The sequence below is a fragment of the Luteitalea pratensis genome (genome assembly GCF_001618865.1).
Classification (GTDB): Bacteria; Acidobacteriota; Vicinamibacteria; order Vicinamibacterales; family Vicinamibacteraceae; genus Luteitalea; species Luteitalea pratensis.
On the sequence record NZ_CP015136.1, the window covers coordinates 3,114,612 to 3,130,638 of the forward strand.

15 protein-coding genes are annotated in these 16,027 nt (G+C 65.2%); 6 read left to right on the forward strand and 9 right to left on the reverse strand.

Annotation, left to right across the window (positions count from 1 at the left end):
• Window positions 1-42 precede the first annotated feature (42 nt).
• Complete coding sequence (locus LuPra_RS12810) at window positions 43-867, reverse strand: alpha/beta fold hydrolase (protein ID WP_157899097.1); 825 nt, start codon at window positions 865-867, stop codon at window positions 43-45.
• A 146-nt stretch (window positions 868-1,013) separates the two neighbouring features.
• Between LuPra_RS12810 and LuPra_RS12815 the strand changes: the two genes are divergently transcribed.
• Window positions 1,014-2,330, forward strand: coding sequence for a tetratricopeptide repeat protein (locus LuPra_RS12815; RefSeq protein ID WP_110171109.1), 1,317 nt, complete (start codon window positions 1,014-1,016; stop codon window positions 2,328-2,330).
• A 341-nt stretch (window positions 2,331-2,671) separates the two neighbouring features.
• Here LuPra_RS12815 and LuPra_RS31845 read toward each other — a convergent pair whose 3' ends face one another.
• Complete coding sequence (locus LuPra_RS31845) at window positions 2,672-2,809, reverse strand: hypothetical protein (protein ID WP_157899098.1); 138 nt, start codon at window positions 2,807-2,809, stop codon at window positions 2,672-2,674.
• Window positions 2,810-3,122: 313 nt separating this feature from the next.
• On the opposite strand from LuPra_RS31845, the gene LuPra_RS12820 reads away from it, so the two are divergent.
• Together LuPra_RS12820 and LuPra_RS12825 are read left to right on the forward strand one after the other, a co-directional pair.
• Window positions 3,123-3,671 (forward strand): hypothetical protein, encoded by a 549-nt coding sequence (locus tag LuPra_RS12820; protein WP_110171110.1) that lies wholly within the window; start codon window positions 3,123-3,125, stop codon window positions 3,669-3,671.
• A gap of 46 nt (window positions 3,672-3,717) precedes the next feature.
• A complete protein-coding gene (locus LuPra_RS12825; protein WP_157899099.1) occupies window positions 3,718-4,314 on the forward strand; it encodes a hypothetical protein in 597 nt (198 codons plus the stop codon).
• 160 nt (window positions 4,315-4,474) lie between these two features.
• On the opposite strand, the gene LuPra_RS12830 is transcribed toward LuPra_RS12825, so the two are convergent.
• Window positions 4,475-4,669: a hypothetical protein gene (locus LuPra_RS12830; RefSeq protein WP_110171112.1), complete on the reverse strand. Its 195-nt coding sequence runs from the start codon at window positions 4,667-4,669 to the stop codon at window positions 4,475-4,477.
• Between the two features lie 48 nt (window positions 4,670-4,717).
• Window positions 4,718-5,008 carry a hypothetical protein gene (locus LuPra_RS12835; protein WP_157899100.1) on the reverse strand — a complete coding sequence of 97 codons (291 nt, stop codon included), beginning with the start codon at window positions 5,006-5,008 and terminating at the stop codon, window positions 4,718-4,720.
• 781 nt (window positions 5,009-5,789) lie between these two features.
• On the opposite strand from LuPra_RS12835, the gene LuPra_RS12840 reads away from it, so the two are divergent.
• A complete protein-coding gene (locus LuPra_RS12840; RefSeq protein WP_110171114.1) occupies window positions 5,790-7,109 on the forward strand; it encodes an APC family permease in 1,320 nt (439 codons plus the stop codon).
• A gap of 49 nt (window positions 7,110-7,158) precedes the next feature.
• On the opposite strand, the gene LuPra_RS12845 is transcribed toward LuPra_RS12840, so the two are convergent.
• The 3 genes from LuPra_RS12845 to LuPra_RS12855 all read right to left on the reverse strand — a co-directional run bounded on the left by LuPra_RS12845 (window position 7,159) and on the right by LuPra_RS12855 (window position 8,752).
• Window positions 7,159-7,548 carry a sterol desaturase family protein gene (locus LuPra_RS12845; RefSeq protein WP_110171115.1) on the reverse strand — a complete coding sequence of 130 codons (390 nt, stop codon included), beginning with the start codon at window positions 7,546-7,548 and terminating at the stop codon, window positions 7,159-7,161.
• Window positions 7,549-7,742: 194 nt separating this feature from the next.
• Window positions 7,743-8,228 (reverse strand): FtsX-like permease family protein, encoded by a 486-nt coding sequence (locus LuPra_RS12850; protein WP_157899102.1) that lies wholly within the window; start codon window positions 8,226-8,228, stop codon window positions 7,743-7,745.
• A 251-nt stretch (window positions 8,229-8,479) separates the two neighbouring features.
• Window positions 8,480-8,752: a hypothetical protein gene (locus LuPra_RS12855; RefSeq protein WP_110171117.1), complete on the reverse strand. Its 273-nt coding sequence runs from the start codon at window positions 8,750-8,752 to the stop codon at window positions 8,480-8,482.
• Window positions 8,753-9,041: 289 nt separating this feature from the next.
• Between LuPra_RS12855 and LuPra_RS12860 the strand changes: the two genes are divergently transcribed.
• Window positions 9,042-10,157 carry an AI-2E family transporter gene (locus LuPra_RS12860; protein WP_234800865.1) on the forward strand — a complete coding sequence of 372 codons (1,116 nt, stop codon included), beginning with the start codon at window positions 9,042-9,044 and terminating at the stop codon, window positions 10,155-10,157.
• Window positions 10,158-10,297: 140 nt separating this feature from the next.
• On the opposite strand, the gene LuPra_RS12865 is transcribed toward LuPra_RS12860, so the two are convergent.
• Window positions 10,298-12,175, reverse strand: a complete 1,878-nt coding sequence (locus tag LuPra_RS12865; protein ID WP_157899103.1) for an endo-1,4-beta-xylanase — start codon at window positions 12,173-12,175, stop codon at window positions 10,298-10,300.
• A 54-nt stretch (window positions 12,176-12,229) separates the two neighbouring features.
• On the opposite strand from LuPra_RS12865, the gene LuPra_RS31850 reads away from it, so the two are divergent.
• The gene (locus LuPra_RS31850; RefSeq protein WP_157899104.1) at window positions 12,230-12,427 is read left to right on the forward strand and encodes a hypothetical protein; all 198 of its coding nucleotides are present in this window, start codon (window positions 12,230-12,232) and stop codon (window positions 12,425-12,427) included.
• Between the two features lie 94 nt (window positions 12,428-12,521).
• Here LuPra_RS31850 and LuPra_RS12870 read toward each other — a convergent pair whose 3' ends face one another.
• On the reverse strand, window positions 12,522-15,950 hold the full coding sequence (locus tag LuPra_RS12870) for a TonB-dependent receptor (RefSeq protein WP_162271371.1): 3,429 nt from the start codon (window positions 15,948-15,950) through the stop codon (window positions 12,522-12,524).
• Window positions 15,951-16,027: the final 77 nt, after the last annotated feature.

Genomic DNA, 16,027 nt, shown 5'->3' on the forward strand with positions numbered 1-16,027 from the left:
ACGCCCGCGTGGCGACCGATGCGGAAATGGCCTCGCCGCGCATCAACCGTTACGCTGACGAACGATGAAGTTCCGTACGAGCTCCGCGACGACTTGCGGTTGCTGTAGCGGCATCATGTGCGTCGTGCCGGGGACGTAGGCCATCTCCGCGTGGGGGAGCAGACGCCTGGCCAGTTCCGTGACTTGTGCCGCGAGCGGGCCCAGCGTGTGGCTGTCGTCGCCTTCCAGGAGGAGCACCGGCTGTCTCACCTGCGCCGCGTCGTCCTCCGTGAAGGTGGAGGCGACGACTGACCGGACTTCGTCGCGAAAGAAGAAGGACGACTGCTGCACGGCCTCGTGCACGCCCGCCTCCCCCAAGCTCGCCTGCATCACCGGGCGGTGCTGATCCCCGCAGACGCCGCTCATGAACGTGTCGAACGCGAGTGCGATGTCGCCGGAGGCGAACGCCTGCATCGCCGGCCCGACGATGTGTTCGGCGAGATGGGCACTGGCAGGGACGGCGAAGCCGCCGACCGGGGCCGGCTCGAGCAGGACCAGGCTGGCGACCAAGTCGGGGCGCTGCAGCGCGAGTGCCAGGCCAATCTGGCAGCTGGACGAATGCCCGACGAAATGCAGTTTCGCGATACCGAGGCGGTCGGCCAGGCTGGCTAGATGGGCCGCGTGCGTCGCCATCGGCACATGCTCGGGCACGTGCTCGCCATAGCCCGCGCGACGGACGTTGATGACGCGGAATTGATCGAGGGCGGCTGACTGGCTCACCGGCAGGAACCAGCCGCTGAACACGCCCGCGTGCACGAGAAACACCGCCGCGCCCTGACCCGTGTCCGAGTAGCCCAGATCCGTACCGTCCACCGTAAAGGAGTGCATGCGCGGACTGTAGCCGCAAACGCGCCGTTCTCCCGCCTTCACACGGCTTGCATCTTCCTGCACGGCTAACCTACAGTCCGCCAGCGACTTGTACGACTGGCTGCCGTGCGGGCCGCCGGCGATCGCGGTGATTCTGAGGTGAGCGCATGGCACAGTGGCGTTTCGGTGTCTTCGAAGTCGACGCGGCTTCCGGCGAGCTCCGCAAGCGCGGCTCCCGCATGGCATTGCGCGACCAGCCCCTTCGGGTGCTGCTGACATTGCTCGAGCAGGCCGGCCGGGTCGTGTCTCGAGACCAGCTCCGCGTGCTGCTCTGGCCCGACCAGACATACGGCGACTTCGACGACGGCATCAACAAGGCGATCAGCGAGCTTCGCCGGACCCTCGGGGATTCGCTGGTCAGCCCGCGCTTTGTCGAGACGATCACGAAACGCGGCTATCGCTTCATCTGTCCCGTTCAGTGCGAGACCGGTGCCGGAGCCGCCGGGACGCTCGCGCCCGTACTTGCCGACGCTCGCCTGGCCTATGCCACTGGCCGTTACTTGTGGAATCGCCGGACGACGCCGGACCTGTACCAGAGCATTGGCTACTTCGAGCAGACCGTGGAACTCGACCCCGTATCGGGTCTGGGGGACGCGGGACTCGCGGACGCGCATGCCTTGCTCGGCATCTGGGGCATGCGTGACCCGCACACGGCATTCGCGGCCAGTCGGCAGGCGGCGCTGCGAGCGTTGAAGCTGGCACCGGACCTCGCCGAAGCACACACGGCGTATGCCGAGGTCCTGAAAGGCTACGAGTGGGACTGGACCAGCGCAGAACGACACTACAGGCGCGCGTTGGCCCTGCGTCCGGACTACGCCACCGCTCACCAGTGGTACGCACAGTTGCTGGCGAGCCTCGGTCGCCACGCCGACGCCATTCGGCACGTCGAGCGCGCGCGGCATGCCGATCCCGCGTCGCCCGCGATCACGGCCTTCGCCCCATACATCTACCTGGCGGCCCGGCAATACGAGCGGGCGGTGCAACATGCGCAACGGGCGGTCACGCTGGAGCCGCTCGCACCACTCACACATCTGTATCTGGGGCGGGCGTACCTGTGTGCCAACCGACACGCTGAAGCCGTCACCAGCCTGCGGCGTGCGCGAGCGCTCGGCGGTCCGGAGGGATTGTGGGAGGCCGCGCTCTGCTTTGCGGAAGCGCGTGCAGGCGACCTCTCTGCCGCGCGCGTGACGGTCTCAGGTCTCGTCGATCGGGCACGACACGCGTACGTGTCTCCATTCGACCTGGGCATCGCCTTCACCGGGATCGGCGATCATGACGCCGCGTTGTCCTACCTCGAACGTGCCGTGCAAGAGCGCGTCATGCGCGTCATCATGCTCGGCGATCCGGAGTTCGACCGCTTGCGGGCAGACGCACGGTACGTTCGCCTGCTGAAGACCGTGCAGCTACCACTGCCATGTCACTGACTGCGCCACCCCGGATTCGAACAGGCATTCAAGGACTCGCTGCGACCGAACCGGACCCACGCAGCGCTACATGCACCTGAGCCCGGCCGCATTGGTCGCGCGCCTGGATGGATGCGCCGAGGTATTCCCGGCTCTGATCGGCGCTGCTGCCGCGTGGCTGGGCTTGGCCGTCCGCTCCGCGTCCGGGTCGTTGCGCGATCCGCGGCGACAATGGCTCCTCCAGCGTGCAACGGCGGCCTTCATCCGATTACTCATCGCACTCCCCCGGTTGAACACCACTGACCGGGGCGCCCGCAGAGGGTGAGCCATGCACCAACGCCGCTATGCGCTGGCTTCCAGGACTACTTCTTCGGCCGGTAGACAATCAGGGTCGCGCTTCGGGTGGCCGGATAGAGACTACCGTCGAAGCCGATGCCGAGTTGGTGGGACCGGCCGGGGATGCGGCCCAGCATCTTGCCGGTCTTCATGTCGAAGTGCACGACTTGGAACTCCTCGTCGAGTGAAACGTCCTTCGGGTGTACCGCCGCCCACGTGATCCCGGCGTGGCGAGCAGTGTCGAGCTCGGGCGTTCGCCAACGCAGGCTCCCCGGGCATTCGTTAGTGTCTACAGCAGATACCTACCTGCTCAGGGGATTGGCCAGGCAGCTCACAGGTCACATCCTGAGAGTCACTCTTGTCCCGGCGCGCCCAAAGCGCGCCGACTCCGCAAGGCGCAGGCAAACCACGAGGGAGCGTCGCGTCCACGCACCCGGCGCTCGTCAGGAAGGCTCGGCACCGTTCGAGGAGCAAGTCATGAACCAACGAAACAACAGGACACGGCGGATCGCGCTGGCGGCGGCTCTCTTCACAGCGGCGTGGACGGTCGATGCGAGGAACCCGCAGGTCCAATGCCAGGGGCAGGCGAAAAGCATCGCCGCCGTGACGAAGCCTGCCGGACACGTGATTACCACGCCGTATTCCGACACGTTGACTCTACAGCCGCTGCTCTCGACCACCATCCACACCGAAGCAGACGGCTGTGTGATCGCGAGCCTCAGCGGGCAGGTCAGAATCACCGACAACTTCGTCGTGTTCCAGGTGCGTATCGACGGCGTGCCCCTGCAAGGTCAGTCGCCGCTGATCGGTTTCACCACACCGGTGGTGTTCGTCGCCATCGACGCCAGTACCGTCAACGATGACGAGCAGTTCATCGATCCCACCAAGGCGGTCGCGTTCAATTTCTTTGGGAGCCTTCCACGCGGCTCTCACCTCGTCGAAGTTCTGGGCGCAGGTGGCAGCGCCATCGCCGCGGAGAACCCGCCCACCGCGACACATCTCGTGCTGACCCTGGTGCATCGCTAGTGGGTGAGTGCCAGACCTCAGATGAGGAGGTCCCATGAAGAGACTGATGCAGTTGCTCGTCGCCTCAGCAGGAATACTGCTACTGGCGCTCACGCTGATCGCCAGCAACACGGGCCAGGTCATCGGCCAGTCCCTCAAGCCGCAACTGGTCGAGGTGATCAACAGCGAGGCGAGACCAGTACCGGTGGCCGCGGTCCCGGTCGCGGCCGACTACGTGACGCTCGAAAATGATTTCGGCGAACCCGGAGACTGCCCGTTCGGGACGTCGACCCAACGGATTCTTCCGGATGGTACGAGAGTGCCGTTTGCCGTGCCGCGCGGACGGGTGCTGGTGCTGACCGACATGCAGGGCGTCGTCAGCGCAAGCTTTCCCGCCGTCTGGAGCTCCTCGCACGTCGGCCTCATCGCCACCATGCGCGCTACGATTCAGGGCGTCGGACAGACGCAGTCGTTCGAAGCACGTGCGCAACTCAATGCCGCCGGCGCGTCGGCGCAGGCGCTGGCGTTGGAGAGCCACCTGCAATCGGGTGTCGTGGCCGGGCCCGGTGCGATCGTGTGTCTCGGCGCCTCTGTGGGCAAACCCAATAGCAGTTTCACAGCGAATGCACAGGCGCGGCTGCAAGGCTATTTGATGAACCAGTGATGCCGGCGCGGTGCCGCGATCGACCCTCAGCACGTAGGGGGCGGCGGAAGCGAGCTTTCGATGTGCGCTGACACTCGACCCCGGAGCGGCGCACACACACCTGACTCTCTGTTGGGCTGCGAGCCCAGCGGCCCTGTACCTCCCCGCAAGGGAGTCGATCTCACAAACGCTGAGGGTGTCCCCGCCGCAGGGTATCTGCGCCGGCCGGGCCAGCGATGAGACGCATCGTCCCGTGGCCGAGCGCAATCCAGAGCACGTAGGTGCCGCCAACCGCGAGCACCGGTGCCATGCCAGGAGAAAAGACAATCCAGTTCGGGAACTGCGCCGCGAACGCATAGTCACGCGGCGGCCCCACAATTGCCGCCAGGACGAGACAGACGGTGAGGCCAGCCGTCCCGAAACGTCACGCCACGGGCCACGTCACGAGATATACCGGTGCCGTCGAGATCGCGAGCCCGGCGAGAATCACGGCGCGGCCCGACACCGCTTGCACAACCGGGATGCGCCACCAATCATTCGCTTCAGCCACAGCACTCGCGACCAGACCCACGACCGCCGCTGAGACACCCCCGGCCAACGCCCCCATTACACGCCGCTGACCTGCCCGTGTGAGGTACACAACGAGGACGAGGCCCGCGGCGTACGCCCCCGTCACGACGAGCAGCTCCATCACTGTTGCCGAAGAGTTCGTCATCGAACCCACCTTGAACGAGAACAGATGTTGTCGACCGCGCGCGGCAGAGCTCCGGGGACGTGTGATCGCCTCGGCAGCGCATCAGCGCCGGGGCCCCATCCCCTGACGTGCTCGATGTCCGGACAGGTTCGTGATGCCTGGCGCAGTACGTCTCACCGCAGCTTCAGCCCGGGTGTGACCGACATGCCTGGACCGGTGCTATCGGACACATGATGTCGGGGTTTGGCGCTCAAGCCGGTTTCGTGGACAGCTCGGCAAATTGAACGATGCCCCTGCGCCCAAGCTTCCGGAGGAGACGCAGTAAGGATCGCGCGCACAGGCGAGTTCTACAAGTAGCCGCGGTCCTTCTCGTGCGGGATCACGGTACGTTGAGCGGCTGGACGCCCATGTATGGCCATGGACGCTTGTGGACCGCTGTGGACAATTGGTGGAAGGCGGCGGGAGTCGACCTGGTTGACCCCTCCACCGTGCAAGTCATTGCGGGCACGCGACTTCTGGTGTTAACCCCTGCAATAGCCGCAGTTAGTCCCTTCGCCCCGAGTTCACTCCCGTGCACCGCAGTCCTCCTGAATCGACCCCCGTCGTGGAGGAATAGGGGAGGCGGCGGGAACCGTGTCCCGCGTCCCGTGTCGACATCGGTGCAGTCGTCCTCGCGGTGCCAGTGACGAGAACTCGCGCAAGAGAGTCCAGAATGTCCGTGGACGTCGGAGGGCTCCGGCTCACCTATCCATCGGGCTCGGTCGCCGCGAATTGGTGAAGATGCCCTAACATCTCGCGTGCCATGCCCATCGCTGCGTTACCTCGATCGGCCGCGACGTCGCCGGTCTCGCTTCGCCGCGCGGTCGGCCGCTGGGACCTCACGGCCATCGGCGTCAATCAGGTCATTGGCGGGGCGATTTTTCTGCTGCCCGCGTCCCTCGCCACGGAGATCGGAACGTGGAGTCCGATTGGCTTCGTTCTCGCCGGCTTCGCAATGCTGTTGATCGCCGCGTGCTACGCGGAAACCGCGAGTCGGTTCTCGGACACGGGCGGCGCCTACATTTACGCGCGCGCGGCATTCGGCAACCTGATTGGCTTCGAAATTGGCTGGATGCAGTGGTTCGTACGCGTGTCCAGCCAGGCCGCCATCGTCAGTGGCATCGCCAGCGCGCTGACGGCGGCCTGGCCGGCTGCGGCCGGGCGAGGTGGGCGCGCCCTAATCGTATCCGCGATCACTCTTCTCATCGGCTATTGGCACACGAAGGGCATTCGCCAGAGCGCCGGGGCGATCAACTTCTTCACCGTCAGCAAACTGATTCCGCTGCTTGTTCTGATTGCAGGCGGTCTGCTTCTGGCCGACTGGGGGGCGATGGCGCCGCTGCGTGCCGTCTCGCCGGAGCAGGCGATCACTGCCGGATTATTGTTGGTCTTTGCCTACGGAGGTTTTGAATCGGTGGCGGTCATCGCCGGCGAAGTCAGGCTTCCGCAGCGCGAGGTGCCGTTCGCCCTCGGCGCGACGGTGCTCAGCGCCACGCTCATCATGGCTGCGACGCAGGCCGTGTACGTGGCGACCGTTCCCGGCCAGGCGGATTCGGCGGCTCCGCTTGTCGCATCGGCCCGGGTACTCCTGGGATGGGCCGGAGCACTCATGATCGGCGCGGGATCGGTGATCTCGATGATCGGAAATAATGTCGGCGGTTCGCTGGCGGCGTCGCGGATGTTGTTTGCCTTCGCCGAGAACGGCGACGTACCACGCGGGTTCGCGCGGATTCATCCGCGCCACCGTACTCCCGTCGTCGCGATCTGGTTCTCGACCACAGTTGCCCTCGTCCTGGCGCTCACAGGATCGTTCGTCCTGCTGGCCGGCGTGAGCGCCCTCGCACGACTGGTCACCTATACAGGAGTGTCCGTAGCGACGCTGATCTTGCGCAAGCCGCGATTTCCCGCTGCGACATTCACGCTGCCCTTCGGCGCGACGATTCCCCTCGCGGCCACGGCGATCTCGCTGGCCATGTTCGCGGGAGCCACGCGTGAGCAAGTGACAACGGGAGCCGCAGCGCTGGCGGGAGGTGCGCTGCTGTATGCGTGCAACACGGGCTGGCGCCGGCGCAATGTTCGATAACTCGCTCGCGGGTCCACCAGGAACTGAAGCGTGTGAGGGCAAAGGACGATCAGGCCTCAAGGACGAGGTATTGTCCCTGACCCCAGGCCACGAGGCGCCGCAGGGGCGTGAGTGTCCACCGCACGTTGGCGTGGATGAACGTCGCTTGCGCCGCGACGAGAAACACGTACACCAGCAGCGCGGGCCGCGAGAACCCGAGCAGGAAGATGGGGACGTAGGTCAGGCCGCGCGTGAGGATCACGTCGACCAGGTGCAGCCGTGAGCCTGCCAGCCAGTCCATCTCCTCGACGGAGTGGTGAATCGCGTGGAAGGGCCACAGAAATCCCACCGTGTGAAACGTGCGGTGGACCCATACTGCGTCAGATCCGTCACCAGCACCACGGCGCACACCTGCGCAGGGAGATGAGCGCGCCCACCCGTTGTGAGACGGCCTCGACACGGGCCCAGTCCAACAGGATCAGTGCGGGCGTCAGCGTGAAGACCGTCGGCACCTCGACCGAGAGGGAGCGGCGGGATCTGGTCCCGCGTCCCCTGCTCGGCAAGAAGGCGAGCGCGTCGGCAAGCTGTGGCACGCATCGCCGGAAGAATCGTGATCGCCCGAGTGCTCGGCACGGGCGCCACTGACCGCAGCCTCTAACCCCTGCGCAAGACGCCGGCCGGATTGGTCCGTAGCGCATCGTAGACCGGCCCCAAGGCTGCGAGCGTCGCGGTCAACAGGACCGCGAGCGTCACAGCTGTGTAGGTCACCCAGTCAAAGGGTGTGAAGCCAAAGAGCAGCCCGCGAAGCGAGCTGACGGCGACCGATGACGCCGTCAGACCGCACGCCAGGCCGAGGCTGACACGCAGCGCCGCCGTGCTCGCCGCACGGCGCACGATGTCGCGGGATGGCGCACCGAGCGCGAGGCGAATTGCGAACTCGTGCCGCCGGTAGGCGATATCCAAGCTCACCACGCTCACCAGTCCCAGCAGGGCCAGGACGAACGCAGCGCCGCAGAACAGCGAAAAGACCCAGGCGGCGAAACGCCAGGGTGCCGTCGCTCGAGCGACGATCGCGTCGAGCGTTTGCACATCGTGGACGACCACTCCCGGCCGAGATGCCCGCACCGCCTCGACGATCATCGTTGCGCTATCCACGGCGGGCCCTTCAGTCCGGACGATGAGGTCACCAGCCGGTAACGCCGATTGCGCGGCAGGGTCGTACAGGTCGAGAGAGGGCTGGTCGAGGCCTCGGTAGCGCGCGTCAGCAACGACACCAATCACGCGTCGCCACACGCTGAACGGCGCGCCTTCACGCCGGTCGAATGATGAGGTGAGCAGGCGTTTGCCAATCGGGTTCTCGCCGGGTCAGAGCCGTGCGGCGGTGCCGGCGCTCACCAGGATGACGCGCTCTGACGAAGCGTCGTCGGCTGACGTGAAAGGCGGCCGCGCAACAACGGGATGCCCATCGCGTGAAAATAGTCCGGCGTTGCCGTCTGGTAGTTGAGCACCGGGTTCGCTGCGCTTTGCTCGGGCGTTTGTGGCTGGTGCTCGAGCAATACCCAGGTGCCCTGCCCAATCGGACCGAGCGCCATCGGCCGCAAGTACACGGCACCGGCCGCCAATACGCGAGGGCGCATCCGGATGGTCGCCAGCAGGTCTTCCATCCATCTCCGTCGTTCGTCACTGTTGTCGATGTTGGGTTGCCGGCGGCCCCGCGGCACTATCGTGGGATGAAGTCGAGGGTCCATCCGACGTACAAGACGCACTATCGGGTGGGAAATTGGCGGGTCTACGAACGCCGAGTATAGGTGCCAAGAGGGTTGTGAGGCGGCGCGATTCGCGTATCATCGCGCCCGCTGGGCCAAAGCCGAGCTGTTGGCGGTGGGGCGCGTCGATAGAATGTCCGAGTCCCGCGACGCACGACGGACCAGGAACCTGCCTGAGGAGGCACTTGTGAGCACATTGCCCGATCCCGATGCCGAGTTCGAAAGGCGAGCTTCCACCCTCCTTCTCGACGTCCTCATACGCGCCGCACTCGTCCTGGCCCTGGCGATGCTCTGCTATCAGGTGTTCTCTCCGTTCCTGAGCCTGATGACCTGGGCCGTGATTCTGGCCGTCACGCTCTACCCGCTGCATCAGTCGGTTGCCGCGAGGCTCGGCGGCCGCCAGGGATGGGCCGCAACGCTGCTCGTGTTGCTCGGAATCGTTGTCGTCATTGTCCCGACGGCGGCGTTGATGAGCTCGCTTGGTGACTCGGTGCAGCGACTGATCCACGACGTGCAGAACAACACGCTCAAGGTGCCGCCGCCAAGAGCAAGCGTGGCCCAGTGGCCGCTGGTCGGCGAACGGGTACTCGCATTCTGGACGAAGGCGCACGCCGATCTGCCCGCCCTGGTGCAGAGCATGCAGCCGAAGATCGGCAACCTGGCCTCCGCGGCACTCGGTTTCGTGGCCGGCATCGGCGGCGGGCTGTTGAAGTTCCTCGCCTCGCTCGCCATCGCCGGCATCATGATGGCGTTCGGCGACGGGGGAGCGCGCGCGATCCGCGCGATTTTCGAGAGAGTCCAGGGAAAGAGCGGAGCGGACCTCGTCGACCTGTCCACCGCGACCATCCGCGCGGTGGCCAAGGGTGTGCTCGGTGTCGCGTTCCTGCAGGCCATCATCGTCGGGATCTGCCTGCTCATCGCCGGCATACCCTGGGCAGGCGTGCTGGCGGTCATCGTCCTCGTGCTCGGCATCGCGCAGGTTCCGGCGCTGATCGCCACGCTGCCGGCCATTGCTTACCTCTGGGTGAGTGGCAACTACGGCACCGGCGCCGCGATCCTCTACACGGTCCTCCTTGTCGTGTCCGGCATGGCCGACAACGTCCTGAAGCCGTTGATGCTCGGCCGCGGTGTGGATGCACCGATGCCGGTCATCCTTCTCGGCGCACTCGGCGGTATGGCCGCGGCGGGCATCCTCGGCATGTTCGTCGGCGCCACGCTACTCGCGCTCGGCTACCAGCTCTTCACCGGATGGGTCGCGACCAGTCCCGAGGCGCCTCAGGTCCACACAGGACGCACCGAATGATGGTCCCTGCGAGCTGACGCCGAACATCAGGGGCTCTTCTTCACGAGCGCGCGCAAGGCGGCGCCCTTTCATGGCAGCGCGGTGATCGATGTTGAGGCGCGCTGCATCGACAGTCATGACGTTGTGTAAGCACCACGCTCTCATTCCGGGATGTTCCTGAGCTCGATCTCTATGGCGCTCCGCTCGCTGCGTCGATAGCCATCCGTCACAGAGACCTGCAGCGAGAACTTCTTCCTTCTTTCAAAATCGAGCGCGGCGCTATCGACCACCCTCAGCACACCCGTATCCGGGTCGATCTCGAAGAGCGTTGCTCCGTTACCGCCATCGATCTGCCATCCGGAGAGCATCTGATCGGTATCCGGGTCTGATGCTCTGACCGTGCCGACGACAGTCCCTTGTGGCGAGTGTTCGTCGATCTTGAATTTCTGCTTGGCCGGAATGAGAGGTTGAGTGTTCCCGACATACGCGACGAGCCATGTCAGCGCAGGGCGCTGTGCTCCATTCGCATACATCAGCCAGTCGCCGGATGCACGGCGCCAGTGCGTATTCTGATGGTAGCCCCAGAGCGTTATGCCCGCGACCGCGGGATGCTCCCAGAACACGGGGAAGATCCGCTGATAGTTCGCCAGCTGCACCGGATCGTCATTGCCGGGGATGTCCAACTCCGTGATGTGAATCGGTAGTCCCGTTGCAGCGAGCCGGTCGAGATTCGCGCGATGCGTCGGCATCGGGGCGGGTTCCGTCGTCGAGAACCCGTGTGCCTGGTCGCCGACGATGTCGATCAGATCGCGGTCCTGCAGCAGCTGAACGATCTCGAGATAGCGCGTCGTTGCGTTGCTGTCGTTGGTGATGCTGAAGTCATTGAGCATCAGTTTCGCTGCCGGGAAGTACTGGCGGGCCAGCGTGAAGGCATTGATGATCCAGTCCCAGCCCGTTGCCCCGGCGCCGCCAAGGGCGTTGCCGTAGTTGCCGTTGGAAGGACCGAACGGCGGATCATGTAGCGGCTCGTTCACGACCTCAACGAAATCGAGGTCGGGATACCGCGCCGCAATGGCAGCGAACCACTCATTGATTTCCTCGAGTTGCTCTTCAGGCGGTAGGTTTTCGATCCAGAGCGGTTGCTGGTTGCCCCAGACGAGCACATGCCAATGGAACGGCCAGCCGTTCGCCTTGGCCAGGTTGTAGGCCGTATCGGCGTCGGTCCAATTCATCACATCGCGTGTCGCCTCGACAGAGGCCCACTTGCCGGCATTCTCCGGCGTCACCTTGTTGAAGTATCGGTCGAACTGCAGGCTCGCTTGCCCCGGGCTCCAAGCGCTACCGACGAACTGGGCCTTTCCAGTCGCCATCGGTGGTCCTGGATGATCATAGGGCGGTGGCGGAGGTGGAGGCGGTGTACCCGTAGGCGCCGAGCCCGTATCCAGGTTGCCTACGGTGTAGAAGAAACCCTGATAGCCGAACGCGAACTTGTCCATGAGCAGACCGGTCTCACGGCCTGCGAACTGAAAGGTTTGTGTGAGATTGCCTGCGGGCACGACCCATGGATTCGGTCCGGCAAATCCGGTGACCTTGAACCATTTGAAGACCTGATTGCCGGCGCTGCCGGCGTTGCGCACTGTCTCGTTCGGGTTGGTGTACCCGCCCGCAAAGTTGTTGACGAGCGTCCAGGGTCCGGCCGTGGCAACCCTGTCGCCGAAGCCGTTGCCAGTGAAGAAGCTGTCGTCGCTGCCGCCGCCCGGGCCGACCAGCAGGCGCACGTACAGCTCGTAGTTCCCCGCGACAGGGAACGTCACGGTATATGTGAGTGCACCTTCCTGTGTCGCTGGCGGACCGAAGCTCGGCGAGTCATTGATGATCGTCACGTACCCGGCGCCGTTCTGCGTTCCCGTGGAGTACAATGAGCTGATCGATGCTGCCGATTCGGCCTCGAAGATAATCGGTTCATTCTGGGCATGTGCGCTGCGCGAAAACAGGAACATGAGCGCTGCCATCGACAACGACTGTCTCGAGTATTTCACAGCGTTCTCCCCTTCATGAGACGACAGGAAGTTCAGGGCCGTCTTGCGGTCAGCATGAGGCTCGTTCTCGGTCCCTGCTCAGTGGGGCTCGTGGTGCACTCCAGCGCCGACCCGACCAACGACTTCACCATCTCCGGGATCACCAGCGCGGACCTCGTCGGGACGCTGAACTTCGACAGCGCTAGGGACTTCGTGCCGAACGGGACGCTCGCGATGGAACTGGCCGACTGCTCGGCGGTGGCCGTTCCGTGAAGATGCCTGGCTGAGAGGTCGCACAACGGAAGGGCGACGTCGAGGGAGCGCCGCCCCGGGTTGTGGCTCCGGCTGTTGCTCGCGCTCGGCGAACTCAGAACGAGAACCGCGCAGCCAACTGCAACGCGCGTTGTGGTCCCGCCGTCGAGTTGATCCGGCCGGCGTTCGGGTTCAGGTTGCCCGGCACCCCCACGGTGGAATCCGGCAGTCCGAGGTTGACCTGGTTGAACACGTTCATCGATTCGATCCGCAGCTGGAGCACGTTGGTTGGACCGAAGTGCAGGTTCTTGAACAGCGAAGCATCGGTCTGCCAGAAGTGCGGCCCGCGCAGCGCGTTACGTTCGAGCGAACCGAACGTCCCCTTTGCTGGTCGGCCGAAGGCGCTGTCGGACGCGCCGATCGGCGCGGCGTTGAACCACTCCGAGCGCGTTTCCGGTCCGTCCGGGTCACCGATCAGATCTGGCCGACCGGGTCCGGTATCGCGGTCCTGTCCCGAGTCGTTGTAGCCGACGTTGAACGGCAGTCCGCTCAGGAACGTGCTGTTCATGTTGAACTGCCACCCGCCGAGGATGGCGTCCACGACGGGACTCGCCGTCGAGCCCCAACGTTTGTCGCGTCCATACGGTACTTCCGCCACCAGCGAGACGACGAGGTTGTGGGTGCGATTCCAGTCCTGCACGCCGCGATTCAACGAGCGGTCGAAGAAGAAATACTGGCCTCCCTCGCCGCGCGCGCTCTGCCAGGTGTAGCTCACCCTGTAACCGTAGCCATTGGAGAAGCGGCGTTCGAGCTTCGTCTGCAGCGAGTCGTACCAGTTGTTGGCGCAGTTGCAGAAGTAATCGATGCCCTGCGTCCAGCGGAACGGGCCGCCGAGGTTCTCGACGGGTGTCGTGAGGCCCAGGAAGAACGGGCGTCGCTGGTCTACAGGCACGCCCGCGAGGTACCCGTCGAGCGTGGCCTCGTTCGCGTTGACGGCAGGCCCGTCACCGGCGAACACCCGCTGGCCGCGATTGCCGACATAGGCCACTTCCGCCGACATGACGCTGGTGAGCTGTCGCTGAAGCGTGACGTTGAACGCATCGACCGCCGGCGGCCGCTGCTGCTCGGGTAATGCGCGGCTGAACACACCGTTGGGCAGCGCGAAGCGCCCACTTGCCGGCACCTCGGGAAAGACGGGGGCCGACGGTCCCTGCGCCAGCGAGAACACGGAGTCGAAGTTCGACGGAGCGTTGAGTTCCTGGACCGAGAGCACGGGCAGGTTCTGCGTCACGCTGTGGCCGAAGAGCGAGCCGAAGACACCGATGTCGTAGCTTCGCCCGTAACCGGCGCGCAGCACCGTCCGTTCGTCGACCTGGTACGCGGCGCCGAGTCGCGGCGCCCAGTTGAGGCGGTTGCGCACGTCGCCATTCAGGCCGATGCCGCCAACACCCCCAACGAGGATCTCGCCAGTGTCGAGGTCCAGCCAACCGCCATTCCCGGGTTCGTTCACCGTCTGCGGGTGGATGACATCGAGGCGCAGGCCGTAGTTCACGGTCAATTTCGGCCGCGGTCGCCACGTGTCCTGCGCGTAGTAGAACTGCCGCCACTGGCGTTCACGTGCATCCGTGCTCGGGCTGACGTAGCGGGTGAAGCGTGTGACGTCTCCCAGGAGGAAGGTCGCCAGACCGAGCCCGCCGCCGGTCGGACCTGAGGTGCGGTTGCCGCTGAAGGTCAGCTCGCCCGACCGGTGCCTGTCACTGGGCACGCGCAGGTTGTACGCGCGCCGGACATCAGCGCCGACCTTGAAGGTGTGCGAGCCGAGCATCTTGGTCACGTTGCCGACCAACTGCATCTGCTTCTCGTCCTGGTCGAGCGGGCAGTTACAGCGGTTCACACCGAGTCCCGAGCCGAAGTTGAACGCGCCACGTGAGCCCTCGACGAAGCCTGCGGGCAGTCCCGACGTGAAGGTCGAGTCGAGATTGAGGTTGGGGATGCCCGCGTCGGCGGCCGGAGTGGTGCCGTAGTCGAAGGGCAGCACGGCGACGTTGTAGCGGAAGAACCCGAAGCGGAAGTCTGCAAGCAGTGTGCTCGACGCCGCGTAATCGATGCCGTACGCGAGGCTGTGGTTGCGCACATCCGACACGCCGCCCAGACTGCCGATTTCCTGCCCGCCGCCCGTCCCGAACGCGGTAGGCCCGTCGCGGATGTAGTCACCGAGACTGTAGCGGCCGAACGTGTTGAGCGAGTCGGTCAGCCGGCCATCGACGCGGACATTGAAGGCGTGTCCGCGAAACGTCTCGGAGCCCGAACCGATGTAGTTGTCGCGTGTGCCGTTCTCGCGGCCTGGCGTGTTGGGCAGCGGAATGAGGTCGAGGATCTTCTGCGCCTGCGGCGACAACCTGGCTGCCGGAATCTGGGCGCCGGCAAACGGTTGCCGGCCGTCCACGGCACCCGGAGTGCCCGTTTGCGGGTCGAAGATCGCTGTCTCGTACGCGCTCAGGTCGCCTCGACGCGCGGCCTCGGTGGGCACCGTCAGCAACCGCGAGCCACCCTGGGTGTCGCGCTGTGCCTGGTAGTCGGTGAAGAAGAAGAACCGGTTCGTCTGGATCGGGCCGCCGATCGATCCGCCGTACTGGTGCTTGGTCGTGTCGGGGATGAACTTGCCGGTCACGGGGTCAGCCTGGAATTGCGTGAACGGGTTGCGGGACTGGAAGGCGTCGTCCTGGTAGAACTCGAAGGCGCTGCCGCGGAAGCTGTTGCTGCCCGACTTGGTCTGCATGGAGACGACACCTGCGGTCGCCTGCCCGAACTCGGCGTCGTAGTTCTGCGAGGTCACTTTCATCTCGCCAAGCGACTCGAGCGTCGGATTGATGACGATGATGCCGAGAATCGGGTCGCGGTTCTCCGTCCCGTCGAGTTGATAACCAGTGCCGCTGAAGTGCTGGCCGTTCACCTGAATCTGGACGGAGCCCTGCGGGTTCTCGCTCGCGGCGTGCTGCCACCCGAGCTGCTGCGTGCCCGGGGTCAGCAGCAGGAACTTCGTGGCGTTGCGATCGAGGACGGGCAGTTCGGTGAGCTGCCGCTGCTCGAAGCGCGTCGACACGTCCGCGCGATCGGTCTTGAGCAGCGGTGATCCGCCAGTCACGGTCACCTCTTCGGCGACCTGCCCCACCTCCATCGTGAAGTTCACCGGCGTCTGCGTGTCGACAGCGACCGTCACCTCGGGTACGACGGCAAGCTTGAAACCCTGGAGTTCGGCCCTCACCTCATACGCGCCGGGCAGCAACCGCTCTCGCGTGTACCGTCCGTTCTCGTCGGTGACGACGGTGTCGACCGTCTTGCGCTGGACACTCGTGATCGTGACCGCGACGCCGGGCAGCACGGCGCCGCTGTTGTCGGTGACGGTGCCCGCAATGCTGCCGTACACCGCCTGCCCGAGTGCGGGCGGCGACAGGAACGGCGCGCCGAGAGCGACAAGGAAGACAAGGAGAGCGGCACACGACGGAGCAGAAACGCCGCGGCCGGCCATCGCGAGACGACGCATGCGAGCCTCCAATAGCATCCGTGCCAACGCAATCCGCCATCCAAACGCAGGGCTGCGTGGCTGGCGTTTGTACTACC

What these genes read in the sequence shown, in the direction of transcription:
- LuPra_RS12810 (WP_157899097.1), bottom strand. Translation starts at nt 867, where the DNA reads ATGCACTCCTTTACGGTGGACGGTACGGATCTGGGCTACTCGGACACG.
- LuPra_RS12815 (WP_110171109.1), top strand. Translation starts at nt 1,014, where the DNA reads ATGGCACAGTGGCGTTTCGGTGTCTTCGAAGTCGACGCGGCTTCCGGC.
- LuPra_RS12820 (WP_110171110.1), top strand. Translation starts at nt 3,123, where the DNA reads ATGAACCAACGAAACAACAGGACACGGCGGATCGCGCTGGCGGCGGCT.
- LuPra_RS12825 (WP_157899099.1), top strand. Translation starts at nt 3,718, where the DNA reads ATGCAGTTGCTCGTCGCCTCAGCAGGAATACTGCTACTGGCGCTCACG.
- LuPra_RS12835 (WP_157899100.1), bottom strand. Translation starts at nt 5,008, where the DNA reads ATGACGAACTCTTCGGCAACAGTGATGGAGCTGCTCGTCGTGACGGGG.
- LuPra_RS12840 (WP_110171114.1), top strand. Translation starts at nt 5,790, where the DNA reads ATGCCCATCGCTGCGTTACCTCGATCGGCCGCGACGTCGCCGGTCTCG.
- LuPra_RS12850 (WP_157899102.1), bottom strand. Translation starts at nt 8,228, where the DNA reads ATGATCGTCGAGGCGGTGCGGGCATCTCGGCCGGGAGTGGTCGTCCAC.
- LuPra_RS12855 (WP_110171117.1), bottom strand. Translation starts at nt 8,752, where the DNA reads ATGGAAGACCTGCTGGCGACCATCCGGATGCGCCCTCGCGTATTGGCG.
- LuPra_RS31850 (WP_157899104.1), top strand. Translation starts at nt 12,230, where the DNA reads ATGAGGCTCGTTCTCGGTCCCTGCTCAGTGGGGCTCGTGGTGCACTCC.
- LuPra_RS12870 (WP_162271371.1), bottom strand. Translation starts at nt 15,950, where the DNA reads ATGCGTCGTCTCGCGATGGCCGGCCGCGGCGTTTCTGCTCCGTCGTGT.